13 protein-coding genes and 1 other RNA gene are annotated in these 17,464 nt (G+C 60.2%); 12 read left to right on the forward strand and 2 right to left on the reverse strand.

Features of this window, described 5'->3' with window-relative positions; all coding sequences use genetic code 11:
- The first annotated feature begins 63 nt into the window (after window positions 1-63).
- Window positions 64-2,649, forward strand: coding sequence for an ATP-dependent chaperone ClpB (gene clpB, locus AC6FTP_RS00825; RefSeq protein WP_497205001.1), 2,586 nt, complete (start codon window positions 64-66; stop codon window positions 2,647-2,649).
- A gap of 335 nt (window positions 2,650-2,984) precedes the next feature.
- Here the strand turns inward: clpB and AC6FTP_RS00830 are convergent, their stop codons facing one another.
- Window positions 2,985-4,067: a Gfo/Idh/MocA family protein gene (locus AC6FTP_RS00830; RefSeq protein ID WP_497205002.1), complete on the reverse strand. Its 1,083-nt coding sequence runs from the start codon at window positions 4,065-4,067 to the stop codon at window positions 2,985-2,987.
- Between the two features lie 266 nt (window positions 4,068-4,333).
- Between AC6FTP_RS00830 and AC6FTP_RS00835 the strand changes: the two genes are divergently transcribed.
- The 5 genes from AC6FTP_RS00835 to purM all read left to right on the forward strand — a co-directional run bounded on the left by AC6FTP_RS00835 (window position 4,334) and on the right by purM (window position 7,526).
- A complete protein-coding gene (locus AC6FTP_RS00835; RefSeq protein WP_497205003.1) occupies window positions 4,334-5,020 on the forward strand; it encodes a MotA/TolQ/ExbB proton channel family protein in 687 nt (228 codons plus the stop codon).
- A 19-nt stretch (window positions 5,021-5,039) separates the two neighbouring features.
- Window positions 5,040-5,459 carry an ExbD/TolR family protein gene (locus AC6FTP_RS00840; protein ID WP_497205004.1) on the forward strand — a complete coding sequence of 140 codons (420 nt, stop codon included), beginning with the start codon at window positions 5,040-5,042 and terminating at the stop codon, window positions 5,457-5,459.
- On the forward strand, window positions 5,456-6,205 hold the full coding sequence (locus AC6FTP_RS00845; protein ID WP_497205005.1) for a hypothetical protein: 750 nt from the start codon (window positions 5,456-5,458) through the stop codon (window positions 6,203-6,205). The genes AC6FTP_RS00840 and AC6FTP_RS00845 overlap by 4 nt, the downstream gene beginning before the upstream one ends.
- Window positions 6,202-6,444, forward strand: coding sequence for a hypothetical protein (locus AC6FTP_RS00850; protein WP_497205006.1), 243 nt, complete (start codon window positions 6,202-6,204; stop codon window positions 6,442-6,444). Before AC6FTP_RS00845 ends, AC6FTP_RS00850 begins: the two co-directional genes overlap by 4 nt.
- A gap of 86 nt (window positions 6,445-6,530) precedes the next feature.
- Window positions 6,531-7,526, forward strand: a complete 996-nt coding sequence (gene purM / locus AC6FTP_RS00855) for a phosphoribosylformylglycinamidine cyclo-ligase (protein WP_497205007.1) — start codon at window positions 6,531-6,533, stop codon at window positions 7,524-7,526.
- A gap of 128 nt (window positions 7,527-7,654) precedes the next feature.
- On the opposite strand, the gene sucD is transcribed toward purM, so the two are convergent.
- Entirely contained in the window at window positions 7,655-8,560 is a 906-nt protein-coding gene (gene sucD, locus AC6FTP_RS00860) for a succinate--CoA ligase subunit alpha (RefSeq protein ID WP_497205008.1), read from the reverse strand.
- 200 nt (window positions 8,561-8,760) lie between these two features.
- On the opposite strand from sucD, the gene AC6FTP_RS00865 reads away from it, so the two are divergent.
- From AC6FTP_RS00865 to cobA, 6 genes are all read left to right on the forward strand, one after another.
- Window positions 8,761-9,366: a TetR/AcrR family transcriptional regulator gene (locus tag AC6FTP_RS00865; RefSeq protein ID WP_497205009.1), complete on the forward strand. Its 606-nt coding sequence runs from the start codon at window positions 8,761-8,763 to the stop codon at window positions 9,364-9,366.
- 80 nt (window positions 9,367-9,446) lie between these two features.
- Window positions 9,447-10,616 (forward strand): efflux RND transporter periplasmic adaptor subunit, encoded by a 1,170-nt coding sequence (locus AC6FTP_RS00870; RefSeq protein WP_497205010.1) that lies wholly within the window; start codon window positions 9,447-9,449, stop codon window positions 10,614-10,616.
- A gap of 92 nt (window positions 10,617-10,708) precedes the next feature.
- A complete protein-coding gene (locus AC6FTP_RS00875; RefSeq protein WP_497205011.1) occupies window positions 10,709-13,897 on the forward strand; it encodes an efflux RND transporter permease subunit in 3,189 nt (1,062 codons plus the stop codon).
- Between the two features lie 8 nt (window positions 13,898-13,905).
- Window positions 13,906-15,411, forward strand: a complete 1,506-nt coding sequence (locus AC6FTP_RS00880; RefSeq protein WP_497205012.1) for an efflux transporter outer membrane subunit — start codon at window positions 13,906-13,908, stop codon at window positions 15,409-15,411.
- Between the two features lie 155 nt (window positions 15,412-15,566).
- Window positions 15,567-15,661: signal recognition particle sRNA small type (gene ffs, locus AC6FTP_RS00885), an RNA gene on the forward strand.
- A 99-nt stretch (window positions 15,662-15,760) separates the two neighbouring features.
- A complete protein-coding gene (gene cobA / locus AC6FTP_RS00890; protein WP_497205013.1) occupies window positions 15,761-17,293 on the forward strand; it encodes a uroporphyrinogen-III C-methyltransferase in 1,533 nt (510 codons plus the stop codon).
- Window positions 17,294-17,464 lie beyond the last annotated feature (171 nt).

Here is a 17,464-nt window from a genome sequence, read left to right on the forward strand (position 1 = left end):
GCGACACTATGCCGTGCTGGCATAGTGAAAGCGTAGAGATTGGACAAACAACCACCACCCATCATGTCCCCCGAAAAATTCACCGTTAAGCTTCAGGAAGCCTTCAATGCCTCGCAATCCATCGCCACGCGGCATGGGCATCAGGAATTGAAGCCTGCTCATCTTCTCCTCGCCCTGCTTGAGCAGGAAGGGGCTATCGCTGTGCCGTTGTTTGAAAAGGCAGCCGTTAATCCGGCAGCGGCTTCAAGTTTGAAGTCTCAAGTTTCAAGTTTGCTGGAGCGTCAACCCAAGGTCAGCGGCGGCACCAGTGGCCTGCATCTCTCCAGTGAGTTGCGCGAACTCATGACGAAGGCCGAGGACGAGCAGAAGAAGCTCAAGGACGACTTCCTGAGCGTCGAACACATCATCCTGGCGCTCTTCAAAACAAAGACGGAGCTTTCCGATGTGCTCAAGCAGGCCGGTCTGACCTATGACACCGTTTCCAAAGGCCTCACTGCGGTGCGTGGCAGTCAGCGAGTGGTCGATCAGGACCCGGAGGGCAAATACCAGACGCTGGAGAAATACGGCACCGATCTCACTGCCCGCGCAAAGCAGGGCAAGATCGACCCCGTGATCGGTCGTGATGAGGAGATCCGCCGCGTCATGCAGGTGCTCAGCCGTCGCACGAAGAACAACCCCGTGCTTATCGGTGAACCCGGCGTGGGCAAGACGGCCATCGCGGAAGGTCTCGCACGACGCATCGTCGCGGGCGACGTGCCGGATTCGCTGAAGGGCAAAAAGCTCATCAGCATGGACCTCGGCGGCATGATGGCCGGGGCGAAGTTCCGTGGTGAGTTTGAAGAACGCCTCAAAGCCTTCCTCAAAGAGGTCACTTCGAGCGAGGGCGAGATCATTCTCTTCATCGACGAACTGCACACCATCGTCGGCGCTGGCAAAGGCGAGGGCGCGATGGATGCAGGCAATCTTTTGAAGCCGCAGCTCGCTCGCGGGGAGCTGCGCTGCATCGGCGCGACCACGCTGGATGAGTATCGCAAGCATATCGAAAAAGACCCCGCGCTGGAGCGTCGCTTCCAGCCGGTGAAGGTCGGTGAACCGAGCGTAGAGGACACCATCGCCATTTTGCGTGGCCTCAAAGAACGCTACGAAGTCCACCACGGCGTGCGCATTCAAGACAACGCCATCATTGCCGCCGCCACGCTGAGCAATCGCTACATCACCGACCGCTTCCTGCCGGACAAAGCCATCGACCTCGTCGATGAAGCCGCCAGCCGCATCAAAATCGAACTCGACTCCATGCCGACCGAAATCGACGTGATCGAGCGCCAGGTGATGATGGGCGAGATGGAGCGGCAGGCTTTGAAGAAAGAGAAGGACGCCGCTTCCAAAGCCCGCATCGAAAAGCTCGACAAAGAGATCGCCGATCTTAAAGAAAGCTCCTCGGCACTGAAAGCCCAGTGGATGAAGGAAAAGGAATCCGTGCAGGTTGGTCGCAAGATGAAGGAGGAACTCGAACGCCTCCGCACCGAGCAGGAGCAGGCGCAGCGCCGTGGTGATTTCGGTCGTGCGGGTGAGATTCAATACGGCCTCATCCCTGATCTCGAAAAGAAACTCGCCGCGTCGTCCACCGAGAACAAAGAACCTCGCGCCGCACACACTTTGTTGCGCGAAGAAGTCACCGAGGAAGACATCGCCCGTGTCGTGGCGAACTGGACCGGCATTCCTGTCTCACGCTTGCAAGAAGGCGAGCGCTCGAAGCTCGTGAAGATGGAGGAACGCCTCGGCAAACGCGTCATCGGCCAGAAGGACGCCATCACCGCCGTCAGCAATGCCGTGCGTCGAGCGCGTGCAGGCATTCAGGATGAAAATCGCCCCATTGGCAGCTTCCTCTTCCTCGGCCCCACCGGTGTCGGCAAGACGGAGCTTTGCAAAGCGCTCGCCGAGTTTCTGTTCGACGACGACAGCGCCATGACGCGCATCGACATGAGCGAGTACATGGAGAAGCACAGCGTCAGCCGCCTCATCGGAGCGCCTCCCGGCTACGTCGGCTATGAAGAAGGCGGCCAGCTCAGCGAAGCCGTGCGGCGTCGGCCTTACAGCGTCGTCCTGTTCGACGAGGTCGAAAAAGCGCACCCGGATGTCTTCAACACGCTGCTCCAGGTGCTCGACGACGGACGCATCACCGACGGCCAGGGCCGCACGGTCGATTTCAAGAACACGGTCCTCATCATGACCAGCAACATCGGCAGTAGCGCCATTCAGGATGTCAGCAATCCCGAGCAGCGCGACGCCTTGGTGCGCGACAGCCTGAAGCAGTTCTTCCGCCCCGAGTTCCTCAACCGCATCGACGAAATCGTCATCTTCGACCGCCTCGACGCCGCGCAGCTCGACCAGATCGTCAAGATCCAGCTCCAGCGCGTCATCGACCGCCTCGCCAAGCAAAACATCCACCTCACCGTCACCGACGACACCACCCGCTACCTCGCCGACGCCGGCTTTGACCCCGTCTTCGGCGCGAGACCCCTCAAACGCGCCATCCAAAAGCACCTCCTCGATCCGCTGTCCCTCGCCGTCCTCGAAGGCGGCTTCAAAGACGGCGACCACATCACCGCCGTGATGAAGGGAGGGAAGCCGGTGTTTGAGAAGGTATGACGGAGCGCGGAATTTATTCCGCAGCACCGCACGCCCCGATGTCACATCCCAGGCCCGCCCAGCATCAACTGTTGGCGGGCTAGGTTTGGCGATCATCACCCACCTCATGCAAGCGACACGCTGCGGAATGAATTCCTCGCTCCGATGGTGGTGGTCAGACTTGCCTCCGGGTAGTTTTTGTTGGGTATGAATCAGGCGGCATGATGCGCCGCCATGAGCTGCTTTTAACATCCTCTTCGTGCCCTGACGAAGTTCGACAGGCTGCTGGACGATTCAAAATTAACGGGGAGAACTGGCACCTGCCCGTTCTCCCCGTTTTGTTAATCAGACCTGATTCAAATCGACACAGGCTTGCCAGTCTTCGCGGAAGCGTAGATGGCGTCGATGACCTGCATCAAGCGGAGGGCTTGCTCGGGTGTGTTTAGCGGGGCGGCTTTGCCGGAGATGGCGTCGATGAAATTCGCTGCTGAGCCGATGCGGCCCATGTCTTCACAGGCAGGGGTGACGATGCTGCGGTTCACGCTGTTGCCGTTTTCCTGGACGTAGAGTTCGCAGGTGTCGATGGCGGTGTTGTCGAGGCCGTCGATGCCGAAGAGGCGCTCCACTTTGCCGCCGGCCTTGGTGCCCTGGAAGGTCACGGAGACTTCCTCGCGCTTCACCATTTCGGCCCAGGAAACCTGGAGACTGAGCACCTGGCCGGTTTTGAAGGTGACGAAACCGTGCGCTGCGTTTTCCACATCGGTGGTGCCGCCGACACGGTCGGGAATGCCCCAGGGGCCTTTGAATTGCTTGTCCTGGATGAAATCGGAGAAGGTCTGGCCGAGCACATAGGCGGGCTCGGGATAGTCCATGAAGTACATGGCGAGATCGACCATGTGCAGGAGGTCGATGAGCGGGCCGCCGCCGGAAAGTTCCTTCGTGGTGAACCAGCCGCCAAAGCCAGGGATGCCGGTGCGGCGGATCCACTTGGCCTGTGCGGAGTTGATTTTGCCGACCACGCCCTGCTTGACGTAATTCATCATCGCCTGCGATTCAGGACGGGCGCGGTTGTTGAAGTTGAAGAGCACTTTCTTGCCGGCCTTCTTGGCGGCCACGATGATCTCCTTCACTTCCTTGGCATTCAGCGCGGGTGGCTTCTCCGAGAAGACGTGCTTGCCCGCCTTGAGGCACTGGATGGTCAGTGGCTTGTGGAATTTATTCGGGACGATGACACTGACCGCCTTGATCTCCGGGCTGCCCTTGAGCATGGCCTCGACGGATTCATAGGACTTGGCGATGCCATACTTCTCCGCAGCCTTGGCGGCAGCGCCGGGGGCCGCATCGGCCACGGCCACGATTTCCGCTCCCGCCTGACGGAATCCCGCCGCGTGATACTGCAACATGCCGCCTGCTCCGATGACTCCGACTTTGATGGACATAAAGGTGTGTGTTTAAGGTGGTTGATGGATAAAATCCGGCCGCAAAAATGCGGGGCGCGGGCTGCTGAGTCAAGACTGGAAAGACAAACGCGCGAACTTCATGATCGCTTCGCTTCCGCTTGTCAGACTGAAGGGCTGCCAAGCCAAAACCTAGACTTGCATTGTTTCCAGAAATTTGAAACATGGGTCCTTCTTTTGCTCTGTGGAATGTCCAGCAGTGCGTTACATCACCTGCCCTCCTTTATTTACTCCCTCTTCCCCGAACCATGACAGAACTGATTTCCAAAGGCGGACCGCTCGTGTGGCTCCTCATGGCTTGCATGGGGTTTGCTGTGGCGATCTTCTTGGAGCGACTGGCCTACTTCCATCGCGCGAGCATGAATGTGGGTGAGTTTCTGGCCGGGCTCGCTGCCCTGATCCGGCGGCGGAATTTCGCCGAGGCGCTGCAGGAATGCGTGGCCACGAGGGTGCCTGCCGGACGCGTTATTCATGCCGCTCTGCTCCGCCACCATGCGCCTCGTGAGCAGTTGAAGGAGATCGTTCAGGAGGTCGGCCAGCTCGAAGTACCCCGTCTGGAGCGCTATCTCGCCATCCTCAATGCCATCGCCCATGCGGGGCCGCTCATCGGTCTGCTCGGCACAGTGATCGGCCTGCTGGACAGCTTCACCAATCTGTCCTCCGCCAACGGCATCACCACGCCCGCCGAAGTGGCTCGTGGCGTTTACCAAAGTCTCGTCACCTCCGCACTCGGACTCGTGGTGGCCATCCCAGCCTATCTTTTTTACGCCTTCCTCAGCGCCCGCGCCCAGTCCATCATGCACGACTTGGAACGTGCCGGAGTGGAGATCGTGAACTTGATCGAGGACGCGAAATCTGCGGATAACATCGTCGAATTCCGCCAGCCAGCCGAAGAGGTGCCTGCCCGCAGTCGCGCGCGGAAATCGCATTCATGATCCCAGCCTTGTTCGTGTCATGAAACTCGTGAGCCATCTGCCAAAGCAGAGCCCCTGGCTGTATATCACGCCATTGCTGAATGCGATTCTGCTGCTGCTCGTGTACTTCCTTTTCAGCAGCGGCTTCGTTGTCCAGTCCGGCATCACGGTGGAAAAACCCCGTTCCAGCAGCCGCCTCACCGGCTTTGACCGCGCCCACATCATCACCATCGCTGGCGGGCAGGATGCCCCGATGTACTTCGACGGCCAGCGCATGACTTTGGAGGAACTCCGCAGCAGCCTGGAGCAGCGCCGAGATGGCGAGCGCCGCATCCTCCTCCATGCTGACCGCTACGCGACGACTGGACGATTTACGGAGGTCAGCAGCCTCGCCATGGGCCTGGGCTATGAAGTGGCTCTCTCCACCAATCCCAGCCAGCAGCCCGCTGCGACGAAATGAAAAAAGCGACGCCCCACGAGTCCGCGCTGATTTTTGACTGGAAGCGTCGGGAGCGCACCGCCCCCTGGCTGCTGTCTTTTTTATTGATCACGATCTTTGGCATCGCCTCACTCTTCGTCCTCTTCCGCATTGTCACCCCCGGCGCGCCGAAGCTCACCGCCCGCCCTCAGCAGATGATCGTGCTGAATCCCGACGTGCCTGCCGAGCGCGCTCTCATCCACCGTGCCATGGATCGCAGTTTCACTTTGCTGCCTTCGGAAACTCCCGGCATTCACGATGTGCCCGCCGCCGCCAGATTGCCCGGTTTTAAACCCACCTCTTTTGAGATGAAGCTGAAAGCCGCCAACAGCACCCTTGCTGCACGTGAGCGCCCAGGCCTTCTGGATCAGAACTTTCTCGACGCCCTTCCTCCCCTGCCTCCGACCAAACCCACCGAACTCAAACCCGCCCCTCGGGCCACGCTCCAAGCGCGCATCGAAGGTCCGGCGAAGCGTGCGCTGATTTCAGACGGCGTGCTGCGGGACATTCCGCTCGTCGATCCTGGTAAAGCACGCTTCCGAGTCGCCATTGGCCGACTGGGGCAGGTCCTGCTCGCGGTGCCGCTCTCCGCCTCCGAAGACCCTGCGGTCATGGTCAAGCTTCATGCTGCGATGACCCAGCTCCACTTCCAGCCCGACCCCGTCCAGCAGCAGGACATGGACTGGGCTGAGATCAGCTTCGTCTGGGAAAAGGAGGGTGCCCCATGATCCGAGTCCAGCTCAGTGGTCTCATCGTCGCCGTGATGCTCATCGGCGTGTGCCTTGTCTGCGGCCTATGGATGTGGACGCTCTGGCGCGAGCGCCGACGTGAGGTGAGCCGCCGGCGCATCGCCATCCAGTGCCGCATCTGCAACTGCACCTACGCCCTGCCAAAAAAGAATCCCCTCGTCTCCCTCTGCCCCTCCTGTGGCTGCAAGAACCAACGCGGAGCCCTCGACCCGATTTAGTCGGCGATTGATCCTCCTGCTTGCATCGCCGCCTCACCGCTTCACTCTCAACACTCCCGCCGCTACTTCGCGGCTCTTTTGTCCCCATGTCCAAGCACACCTACAAACAAGCCGGCGTCGATATTCATGAAGCAGCCTCCTTCGTCGATGACATCGGCGCGCTGGTGAAAGCCACGCAGAAGAAGCGCAAGCTCGCCAACGCCTTCGGCCTCTTTGCCGCCGGTTACGATCTCAGCAAATACAAGCAGCCCGTCATCTTTACCGGCTGCGACGGCGTGGGCACGAAGCTCGAACTCCTGCTCAAATACGATCTCCTCGAAAACGCGGGCAAAGACCTCGTCGCCATGAACGTGAACGACGTGCTCACCTGCGGTGCCGATCCCATCATGTTCCTCGACTACGTCGGCGTGAATCAAATCAAGAAGCGCCAGCTCACGCGCATCATCGCCGGCATGTCCGAGTATCTCCAGGCCTGTAACTGCATTCTCGCCGGTGGTGAGACCGCCGAGATGCCCGGAGCTGTGCTTGATGGCATGGTCGAGCTCTCAGGCTTCGCCATCGGTGCCGCTGAGAAGGCCGACGTCATGAACCCCGCCGAAATCAAGGCAGGCGATGTCCTCATCGGCTGGCCCAGCGCCGGATTCCACGCCAATGGCTTCAGCCTGGTCCGCCGCATTTTGGCGAAGGAAAGCATCAAGCTCAGCAAGAAAGACGCTGCGCAACTTCTCACTCCGACACTGCTGTATCACGAGCAGTGCTGGGGCCTGCGCAAAGCCAAGATCAAACCTGCAGCCATGGCGCACATCACTGGTGGCGGCCTCGTCGAGAACCTTGGCCGCATCTTCACCCGCAACGGTTTCGGCTGCCATCTGAAGGTTCCTTTCTGGCAAAACGACGTCGTGCAAAAGGTCCTCCGCCACGCCGACCCGAGCGATGCCTGGGACACCTTCAACATGGGCATCGGCTGGGTCGCCATCATGGACGCGAAACATGCCAAGAAAGCCCTTAAAGTCGGCACTGGTGCCGTCGTGCTTGGCGTGATGGACAAGTCCGCCAAAGTCACCTGCGAGATCGCTAAGTAGATTTTACCCACACCACAGCGAACCGTGCCTCCAGGCGCGGTTCGCTTTTTTGTGCTCAGGTCAAAACAAATCACCCGGCAGATGACTGCCGGGTGACTCAAAAACAAAGCTAACCCAAAAAGAGACGCTTACTTGCCCCAGACCTTCAGCAGTGCGGCGGCCATGTCGGCCGGGCTGTCGGCCACAGAGATGCCGCACTCGGCGAGGATGCGCTTCTTGGCAGCGGCGGTGTCGTCGGCTCCGCCGATGATGGCTCCGGCATGGCCCATGCGGCGTCCAGGAGGTGCGGTGGCACCGGCGATGAAGGCGGCGATGGGCTTTTTGCAGTTGTCTTTGGCCCAGAGGCCGGCTTCGACTTCCGCGTTGCCACCGATCTCGCCGATCATGATGATGGCCTCAGTCTCGGGGTCTTCGTTGAACATTTTCAGCACGTCGAGGTGGTTGGTGCCATTCACGGGGTCTCCGCCGATGCCGACGCAGGTGCTCTGGCCGTAGCCACGAGTCGTGAGTTGCCACACGGCTTCATAAGTGAGGGTGCCGGAGCGACTGACCACGCCCACGTTGCCGCGCTTGTGGATGTAACCTGGGGCGATACCGATGCGGCAGCCGCCCTGGGATTTTTCGCCATGACCGGGAGTCACGAGGCCGGGGCAGTTCGGGCCGATGAGGCGGGTCTTGCTGCCCTTCATCGCCGCTTTCACGCGGATCATGTCGTTCACCGGGATGCCTTCAGTAATGGCAACGACGAGGTCGAGCCCGGCGTCCACGGCTTCCAGGATCGCATCAGCAGCGAAGGGCGGCGGCACGAAGATCACGCTGACAGTCGCGCCGGATTCCTTCGCGGCCTGACTCACCGTGTCATAGACCGGCACCTTGTGGCTGCCGTGGTCAAACGTCACTCCACCCTTGCCTGGGGTGACACCAGCCACGAGCTGCGTGCCGTAGTCGAGGGAGGCTTTGGCGTGGCGGGAGCCGAAATCGCCCGTGATGCCTTGGACGAGGATGCGTGTGTCAATATCAACGAGGATGGCCATGATGCGTATGCGCTTGGGGGGAGGTAAGAAACAAAGATCGCCCGGAGGAAGGGCTCGCCATCATAGGAGAGCGCTCCCGAGCGTCAAGGAACGGAGCCAATCATTTCACTCAGATGCAGCCGTCCGTTCTGGATGACGTCATCAGAGGGTCGTGGAATTTATTGTTGACTGATCGTCTAGTACCACTACTTCTTCGCCGCATGGGAAGAACCTCTGACGCCAAAGAACGCCTGATCGAAGCCATGGTCGAACTGATCTGGACCGGCAGCTATGGCACCACGTCGGTGGATCACATCTGTGAAAAGGCCGGCGTGAAGAAGGGCAGCTTCTACCACTTCTTTGAATCGAAAACGGCCTGTGCCCTCACGGCGATCGAGTATAGCTGGGCAGAGCACCGGAAGCAGCTCGATCAGACCTTTTCGCCGGTCAATGCACCGCTGGATCGCATTTGGAAATGCTTCGCCGACTTCCAGCAGGAGCAGCGGGAAATGCAGGAAAAACATGGCCGCGTGCTCGGTTGTCCCATTCATTCCCTGGGGGCCGAGGTCAGCACCATCGACGACAAACTGCGCGACAAGCTCCAGGAGATCCTCTCCCAGTTCATCCGCTACTACGAGAGCGCTATTCGGGACGCCCACTACCAGGGCATCATTGAGGCACCTGACGCCCCCGCCTTGGCACGAATCCTGTTTGCCTATGGTGAAGGCCTCCTCCTCCACGCCCGCATGTGGAATGATCTCAGCCATCTCAATGAAATGGAAGCCGGAGCCCGACGCATCCTTGGCGTCGCAGACTCCCAACCCTGAGCTATTTGCCCCGTTTTAACTTCTGATTCGACCTCAAATTAACCAACCGGTCAACTTCGACCACCATCCCCACATTCACCATGCCCCCCCCGCGCATCCTCCTCCCACTCGCCCTGTTCCTCGCCGCCTGCGGAAAGCCCGCTGATGGTGGTGGCCACGGTGGCGGTGCCATGCCGCCCGCACCTGTGACCCTCGCTCCTGTGGAGTCGAAGGAACTCGTCGAGTGGGAGGAATTCACCGGTCGTGTCGAGGCCCAGGAGATGGTCGATCTCCGCCCGCGCGTGGCCGGTTACATCACCCAGGTGCATTTCCAGGCCGGCAGCCTCGTGAAAAAGGGAGACATCCTCTTCACCATCGACCAGCGCCCCTTTGAGACCAAACTCCGTGCCGCCAAGGCCGAGGTGCAGCGTGCCGAAGCCAACATGGAGGCGGCCAAGCGCGAGTTTGACCGCGTCAGTTCTCTGCTCGCCGCCAAAGCCATCGCTCCAGAGCAGGCTGAAACTCGCGAGTCCATGTATAAGCAAGGCCAGGCATCGCTCGAATCCGCCCGCGCCGCCGAGCACAGCGCCAGCATCGAGATGGAGCACACCGAGGTCAAAGCGCCCATCGCAGGCCGCATCAGCCGCGCCATCACTACCACGGGGAACTTTGTCACCGCCGGGACCACGCTGCTCACGACCATCGTCACCGTCGATCCCGTTTATGTGTATGCGGACATCGACGAAAACAGCCTGCTAAAGCTCCAGGCGCTACAACGCGACAAAACCACCTTCACCAATGGCGACGGACGCATGCCGGTGGAACTCCAGCTCTCCAACGAGAAGGATTTCCCGCACAAAGGCCACGTCGAGTCCTTCGACAACCGCCTCGACGCCGGCACCGGCAGCATGGTCCTCCGCGCTGAGTTCTCTAACACCGATGGTTCGCTCACGCCCGGCCTCTTCGCCCGCATCCGCCTGCCGATGACGGCGAAATACAAGGCGCTGCTTGTCGATGAAAAAAGCATCCTCACCGATCAGGCCAACAAATACGTCCTCGGCATCGACGAGTCGAAACAGCCCGCAGTTTCCGTCTATAAACCCGTCACCATCGGCCCCGCCATCGACGGCAAACGCATCGTCCGCACCGGCCTCACTGCTGGCGACAAGATCATCATCAACGGCCAGGCCCGCCTGCCGATGCCTGGAATGCCGGTCGCGCCGGTCGAAGGCGATGCGGCGAAACAAGCGTCAGCCTCCGGCGCGAAATGACGAAACCAGAATGGCGAATGACGAACCTCAGCTTCGTCATTCGGCCTTCGCTCATTCATTCGTCATTCTGAATTCCTCATTCGTCATTTCTCGTGAACTTCTCTTCCTTCTTCATCACCCGCCCCATCTTCGCGGGCGTCTTGTCGCTGCTGACCTTCATCCTCGGCGCGATCTCGCTCTTCCAGCTTCCAATCTCAGAATACCCGGAGGTCGTGCCGCCGACAGTGATCGTCACGGCGACGTATCCGGGTGCCAATCCGAAGACCATCGCCGAAACCGTTGCCTCTCCGCTCGAGCAGACGGTCAACGGGTTGGAAAACATGCTCTACATGTCTTCCCAGAGCACGGCGAACGGCGTCATGATTCTCACCGTGACCTTCAAGATCGGCACGGACCTCGATCTGGCGCAGGTGCAGGTGCAAAACCGCGTCTCGCAAGTGCTGCCGAAGCTGCCGGAGGAAGTGCGCCGCTATGGTGTGACCACCGTGAAGTCCTCGCCGGACATGACTCTCGTGGTGCACCTGCTTTCGCCCAATGACCGTTACGATGAGATCTACCTCCGCAACTACGCCACGCTAAATGTGAAGGACGAACTCTCCCGCCTCACGGGCGTGGGTCAGGTGCAGATCTTTGGCGGTGGCGAATATGCCATGCGCATCTGGATCGACCCCGACAAAGCCGCCGCGCGCGGATTGACCGCCAGCGACATCGTGAACGCCATCCGCGAGCAAAACATCCAGGTCGCTGCGGGTGCCATAGGTCAGCAACCAGTCAAGGGTGCGCCGTTTGAACTCACCGTGAATGCGAAAGGCCGACTCATCACTGAGGAGGAGTTTGAGCAGATCATCGTCAAAACCGGCCCGCATGGCGAAAAGTTGCGTCTGCGTGATGTCGCCCGCGCCGAGATGGGCAGCGGCGAGTATGCTCTGCGCAGTCTCCTGAATAACAAAAAAGCCGTCGGCATGGGCGTCTTCCAGCTTCCAGGCTCGAATGCGCTTGCCGTCTCGCAGGCCGTGCGAGCACGCATGGCCGAGTTGAAGACCAAAATGCCCGAAGGCGTCGATTACGCCATCGCCTATGACCCCACGGTTTTCGTGGATAAATCCATCGACGCCGTCATTCACACGCTCGTCGAGGCCATCCTGCTCGTGGTGCTCGTGGTGGTCATTTTCCTGCAAACCTGGCGTGCTTCCATCATTCCGCTCGCAGCGGTGCCGGTGTCGCTCGTCGGCACGTTTGCCGTGATGCATGCGTTGGGCTTCTCGATCAACAATTTGAGCCTGTTCGGCCTCGTTCTAGCCATCGGCATCGTCGTGGATGACGCCATCGTCGTTGTCGAAAACGTCGAGCGAAACATCCGCAACGGCTTGAAGCCCGTCGAGGCGACGCGACAAGCCATGAAGGAGGTCACAGGCCCAATCATTGCCACCGCGCTTGTGCTTTGCGCCGTCTTCATCCCCACCGCCTTCATCAGCGGCCTCAGCGGGCAGTTTTATAAACAGTTCGCCGTCACCATCGCCATCTCGACGGTCATCTCGGCGATCAATTCGCTCACGCTTTCACCCGCTCTTTCCGCCTTGCTCCTCAAAGGCCATCACGACAAGAAAGACATTCTCACGAAGCTCATCGACCTGCTGCTCGGGTGGTTCTTTAGGCCCTTCAATCGATTCTTTGAGTGGTCGTCGAATGTCTATGTCGGCATCGTGAAGCGCACCATCCGCTTCAGCATCATCGCTCTCCTGATTTATGGCGGACTCGTGTGGGCAACGATGAAGGGCTTCCAAATCGTGCCGGAAGGTTTCGTGCCCGCGCAGGACAAAGCCTACCTCATCGGCTTTGCTCAGCTTCCCGAAGGCTCGTCGCTTGATCGAACGGACGCAGTGATGCGCCGCATGTCCGAGATCGCGATGAAACAGCCCGGCGTGAAGGACGCCATCGCTTTCCCTGGCCTGAGCATCCACGGATTCAGCGCCAGCCCGAACAGCGGCATCGTTTTCGTCGGCTTGAAGGACTTTGAAGAACGCAAGACGCCCGATCTCAACAGCGCGGCTATCGCTGGCGCACTCAACGGGCAGTTCATGGGCATTCAGGATGCCTTCGTGCTCGTGTTACCACCGCCTCCCGTGAATGGCATCGGCACAGCCGGTGGCTTCAAAATGATGATCGAAGACCGTGGTGATCGCGGCTACGAGGAACTTTATAAAACCACACAGGGGCTTATCGGCGCGGCGATGGGTTCCGGCAAATTTGGCCTTACCTACACCGGCTACACCGTGAACGTCCCGCAGCTCGAAGCCGATGTGGATCGCGAAAAAGCCAAGTCGCAGGGCGTGCCGCTCGCGAATCTTTACGAGACACTGCAAATCAACCTCGGCAGCCTCTATGTGAACGACTTCAACCGCTTTGGCCGCACCTATCAAGTCGTCGCCCAGGCCGAGCAGCAGTTCCGCGATGAGGTGGGCGACATCACACGTCTCAAAACACGCAACACATCCGGCGAGATGGTGCCCATCGGCTCGCTTGTGAAAGTGAACGAGAGCTTTGGCCCCGACCGCGTCTTCCATTACAATGGCTACCTCGCCGCCGATATCAGCGGCTCGCCGCTGCCGCCGCTCAGCTCCGGCCAGGGAGAGGATTTGATCGCTGGCATCGTCAAAGGGGCGTTGCCCGGTGGTTTCGAGTTCGAGTGGACCGATCTCACCTTCCAAAAGATCATCGCTGGCAACACCGCCATCTACATTTACCCGCTTTGCATCCTGCTCGTCTTCATGGTGCTCGCCGCGCAATACGAAAGCCTGCGCCTTCCGCTCGCCATCATCCTCATCGTGCCGCTGTGCCTGCTCTTCGCCCTCATCGGCGTGCATTACACCGGCGGTGATAACAACATTTTCACCCAGATCGGCTTCATCGTTCTGATCGGCCTCGCCTGCAAAAACGCCATCCTCATTGTCGAGTTCGCCAAAGAGAACTACGACCATGGCAAAACCCCGCTCGAATCCGCCCTCGATGCCTGCCGTCTGCGTCTCCGCCCCATTTTGATGACCTCCATCGCCTTCATTGCCGGTGTGTATCCCCTCGTCGTCTCTACCGGTGCCGGTGCCGAAATGCGCCGCGCCATGGGCACCGCCGTCTTCAGCGGAATGATCGGCGTGACCTTCCTCGGCTTGTTTCTGACGCCTGTCTTTTATGTGCTAGTCATGATCGGTCACAAACGGAAGAAGGACGCGACCCTTGCTGCTGCTGCTGAGCCTCCTGTCGCCGCCCTTGCCAACTCTCATTAATCACCGCCATGCGCTTTCTTTTCCTCTTCCTCGCCTCCAGCGCCATCGCCCAAGTCGGGCCGAACTATGAGCGTCCTGACACGGTCTCTCCGCCGAAGTTCAAAGGCGTCACCTGGCGAGCGGCGAACCCATCCTCCCATCTGCCGAAGGGCGAGTGGTGGAAGGTCTTTCGCGACTCGAAGCTCAATGAACTCGAAGCGAAGGCCACCGCGAACAATCAACAGCTCAAAGTCGCCATCGCTCGCTTCGATCAGGCTCGCGCCACCGCCCGCATCACACGCGGAGACTTCTTCCCGACGCTCGGCGCACCCTTGAGCGGCGAGCGTCAGCGCACCTCTGGGAACATGCCCTCCGCCTTCCCGCTCAATGGCCTGCGCTACGATGGCCCCGCCTACAATGCCCTCCTCGACTTCTCCTGGGAGATTGACCTCTGGGGCAAGATCCGTCGCGGCGTCGAAGCTGACAAAGCCACCGCCGCCGCCGCTGCGGATGCCGTTCACAATGTGCTGCTCGGCATCCAGGCCGAAGTCGCCTCCACCTACTTCCAGCTTCGTGCGCTCGATGCCGAAATGCGTGTCGTTCGTGAAGCTGTGAGCTGGCGTGGTGAAGCTCTCAAGATCGCTAAAGCCCGTGTGCTCGCGGGTGCAGGCAGCGAACTCGAAGAAGCCCAGTCCGAAACCGAAGTCGCCAGTGCTGAAGCCGAGATCTCCGCGCTGCAAGCCCGCCGCGATCAGCTCGAAAACACGCTCGCCATCCTCATCGGAGCCAATGCAGCCAGTTTTCATCTCGCCGTGAATGCCAGTGAACTTCGCGGCCCGCCGAGCCTGCCCGCCGGAGTCCCCACCGACCTCTTGGAGCGTCGCCCGGATCTTTCCCAAGCCGAGCGTCAACTCGCCGCTGCCACGGCAAAGATCGGCGTCGCCAAAGCACAGTTCTTCCCGAGCCTGAAGCTTGCTGGCAATGGCGGCTTCCAGAGCGGCGACATCGACATTCTCTTCGAGCCCGCCTCCTTGCTCTGGAGCTACGGGCCGAAGATCAGCATCCCACTTTTCTCGGGGAACAAAAACCGCTTCAACCTCTCCCGCTCCAAATCCATCCACGACGAAGCCCTCGCAGGCTATCGCCAAGCCTTCCTCGCCGCCGTGGCCGATGTCGAAACCAGCCTCTCCCAGATCCGCAACTACGCCACGCAGTCCAGCGCCCAGCAGCGAGCCCGCAGCAGCGCCGAGCGAGCCTCCCAACTTGCCAAAACCCGCTACGAAGCTGGCACCAGCCCTTACCTGGATGTCATCGAAGCCAACCGAACCGTGCTCACCATCCAGCGCGGAACCATCCAAACCGCCGGTCAGCGCCTCGCCGCCACCGTCAGCCTCGTGAAAGCCATCGGCGGCGGCTGGGAGCAGAGTCAGCCCATCCTCATGCCCGAAGTCACTCCAGACCCCGCCGCACGCGCGAATGGCGATCTCGAAAAGCCGGGCTTCTTCTCGAAGATGAAGGGCATTTTCAAGAACTAGTGCCCACTGTAATCAGTCCCCTCTTGGCCTGCCCTCGTTGGCTCAGAGCAGGAATACCCCGAGCAGACGCCACCCCCATCATGGCAGGGCAAACGCATGAAATGATGGGTTGGATTCCGGCTTGCACAAAGTGTCCGACACGCCTATCTCGACATTGTCAGGGGCCGCGGATGTCCAGCTCGCGAACCCCGCCAGGTCCGGAAGGAAGCAACGGCAGCATGCCTGTCCATGCTGCGGTTCCCTGACACTTCTCTTTTTTAAAAAGGCGCACGCGCCCGGCGCAACATCAGCATTTGCAGCCCGTGGCAGCCTCGACAGCATGGCGGGCGTTTTATTTCCTCCTTCCCGCATGGCCTCCCCCACCGCTCCCGCTCTCTCCAAAGGCATCTGTTACCTCGTCGGCTCCGGCCCCGGTGATCCCGGCCTGCTCACCATCAAAGGCAAGGAGTGCATCGAGGCCGCCGATGTCCTCGTCTATGACTACCTCTGCAATCCCGAGTTCCTCCGCTATGCCAAAGAGGGCACGGAGAAGATCTACGTCGGGAAAAAAGCCGGCGACCACGCCCTGCCGCAGGACCAGATCAATGCCCTCATCGTCAAACTGACCCGCGAGGGCAAGACCGTCACTCGACTCAAAGGCGGCGACCCTGTGCTCTTCGGTCGTGGCGCTGAGGAGGCCGCCGAACTCGCCGAAGCTGGCGTCCGCTTCGAGATCGTCCCCGGCATCACCAGCGCCATCGCGGCTCCGGCTTATGCGGGAATCCCTGTCACCCATCGTGACCACGCCTCCCAGCTCACCATTTTCACCGGTCACGAAGACCCCACCAAGGCCGAGACCAGCCTCGACTACGCGAAGCTCGCTGCCGCCGATGGCACGAAAGTCTTCCTCATGGGCGTCGAGCGCATGGCGGAGATCACGGGCGAGTTCCTGAAGCATGGCGCGAACCCCGACACCCCCATGGCCCTCGTCCGCTGGGGCACGCATGGGAAGCAGCAAACCCTCGTCGCCACGCTCAGCACCATGGCGCAGCGGGTGAAGGAGACTGGGTTCAAAGCACCCGCCGTGGCCGTCCTCGGCGATGTCGTCACCGAGCGCTCGAAGATCAACTGGTTCGAAAACCGCCCGCTCTTCGGCAAAAAGATCGTCGTCACCCGCACCCGCCAGCAGGTCGGCGTCCTCAGCCGCAAGCTGCGCGACCTTGGCGCTGATGTCATCGAGCTGCCTACCATCCGCATTGAAGAGCCGCTGGACATGCTCGGCTTCGGCGAGCTCGTCCAGGACTGCCACAAATACGAGTGGATCGTCTTCACCAGCCCCAATGGCGTCGATGCCTTCTTCAAGATGTTCGACAAGCTCTTCAACGACGCCCGCTGCATCGGCGGCGTCCGCATCGCCTGCATCGGACCCGGCACGGCTGAGAAAGTCCGCGCCCGCCACCTCGCCGTCGATCTCATGCCCGAGAAGGACTTCGTGGCCGAAGGCCTGGTCAAAGCCCTGGGCGACCAGCAGAGCATGGAGCACGTCTCCGTCCTCTGGGTCAAAGCCGAAGAAACGCGTGATGTCATCACGAAGGAACTCATGAAAATGGGAGCCATCGTCGATGAAGCCATCGCCTACCGCACCGTTCCTGAAAAGGACGACAACCTCGAAGCCCTCGCCCGACTGAAGGAAGAAGGCGCAGACATGATCACCTTCACCAGCGCCAGCACCGTGGATCACTTCATGGCACTCGGCGTCCCCCTGCCAGAGGGGTGCAAAGTCGCTTCCATCGGCCCCGTCACCAGCACCGCCGTGAAAAAGCACGGCCTCAAGATCGACATCGCCGCCGAAGTCCACAGCATCCCCGGCTTGGTTGATGCCATCGAGCGCTATTGGAAGTGAGGTACCACGACTTTCGAAGTCGTAAGTTGGCACCCCGAATTTCTAAGGAGACGCTGAATGAATCATCGAGGTAAAAAATTCGAGCAACTCCACATTGGCAAAGCGTACGGTGAGCAAGGAACGCCACCTGAGCTTTGCCCAAGCAGAGTATGCCGGGAAAATGAAGCCCCC

The organism is Prosthecobacter sp. (assembly GCF_044378005.1).
Lineage (GTDB): Bacteria > Verrucomicrobiota > Verrucomicrobiia > Verrucomicrobiales > Verrucomicrobiaceae > Prosthecobacter.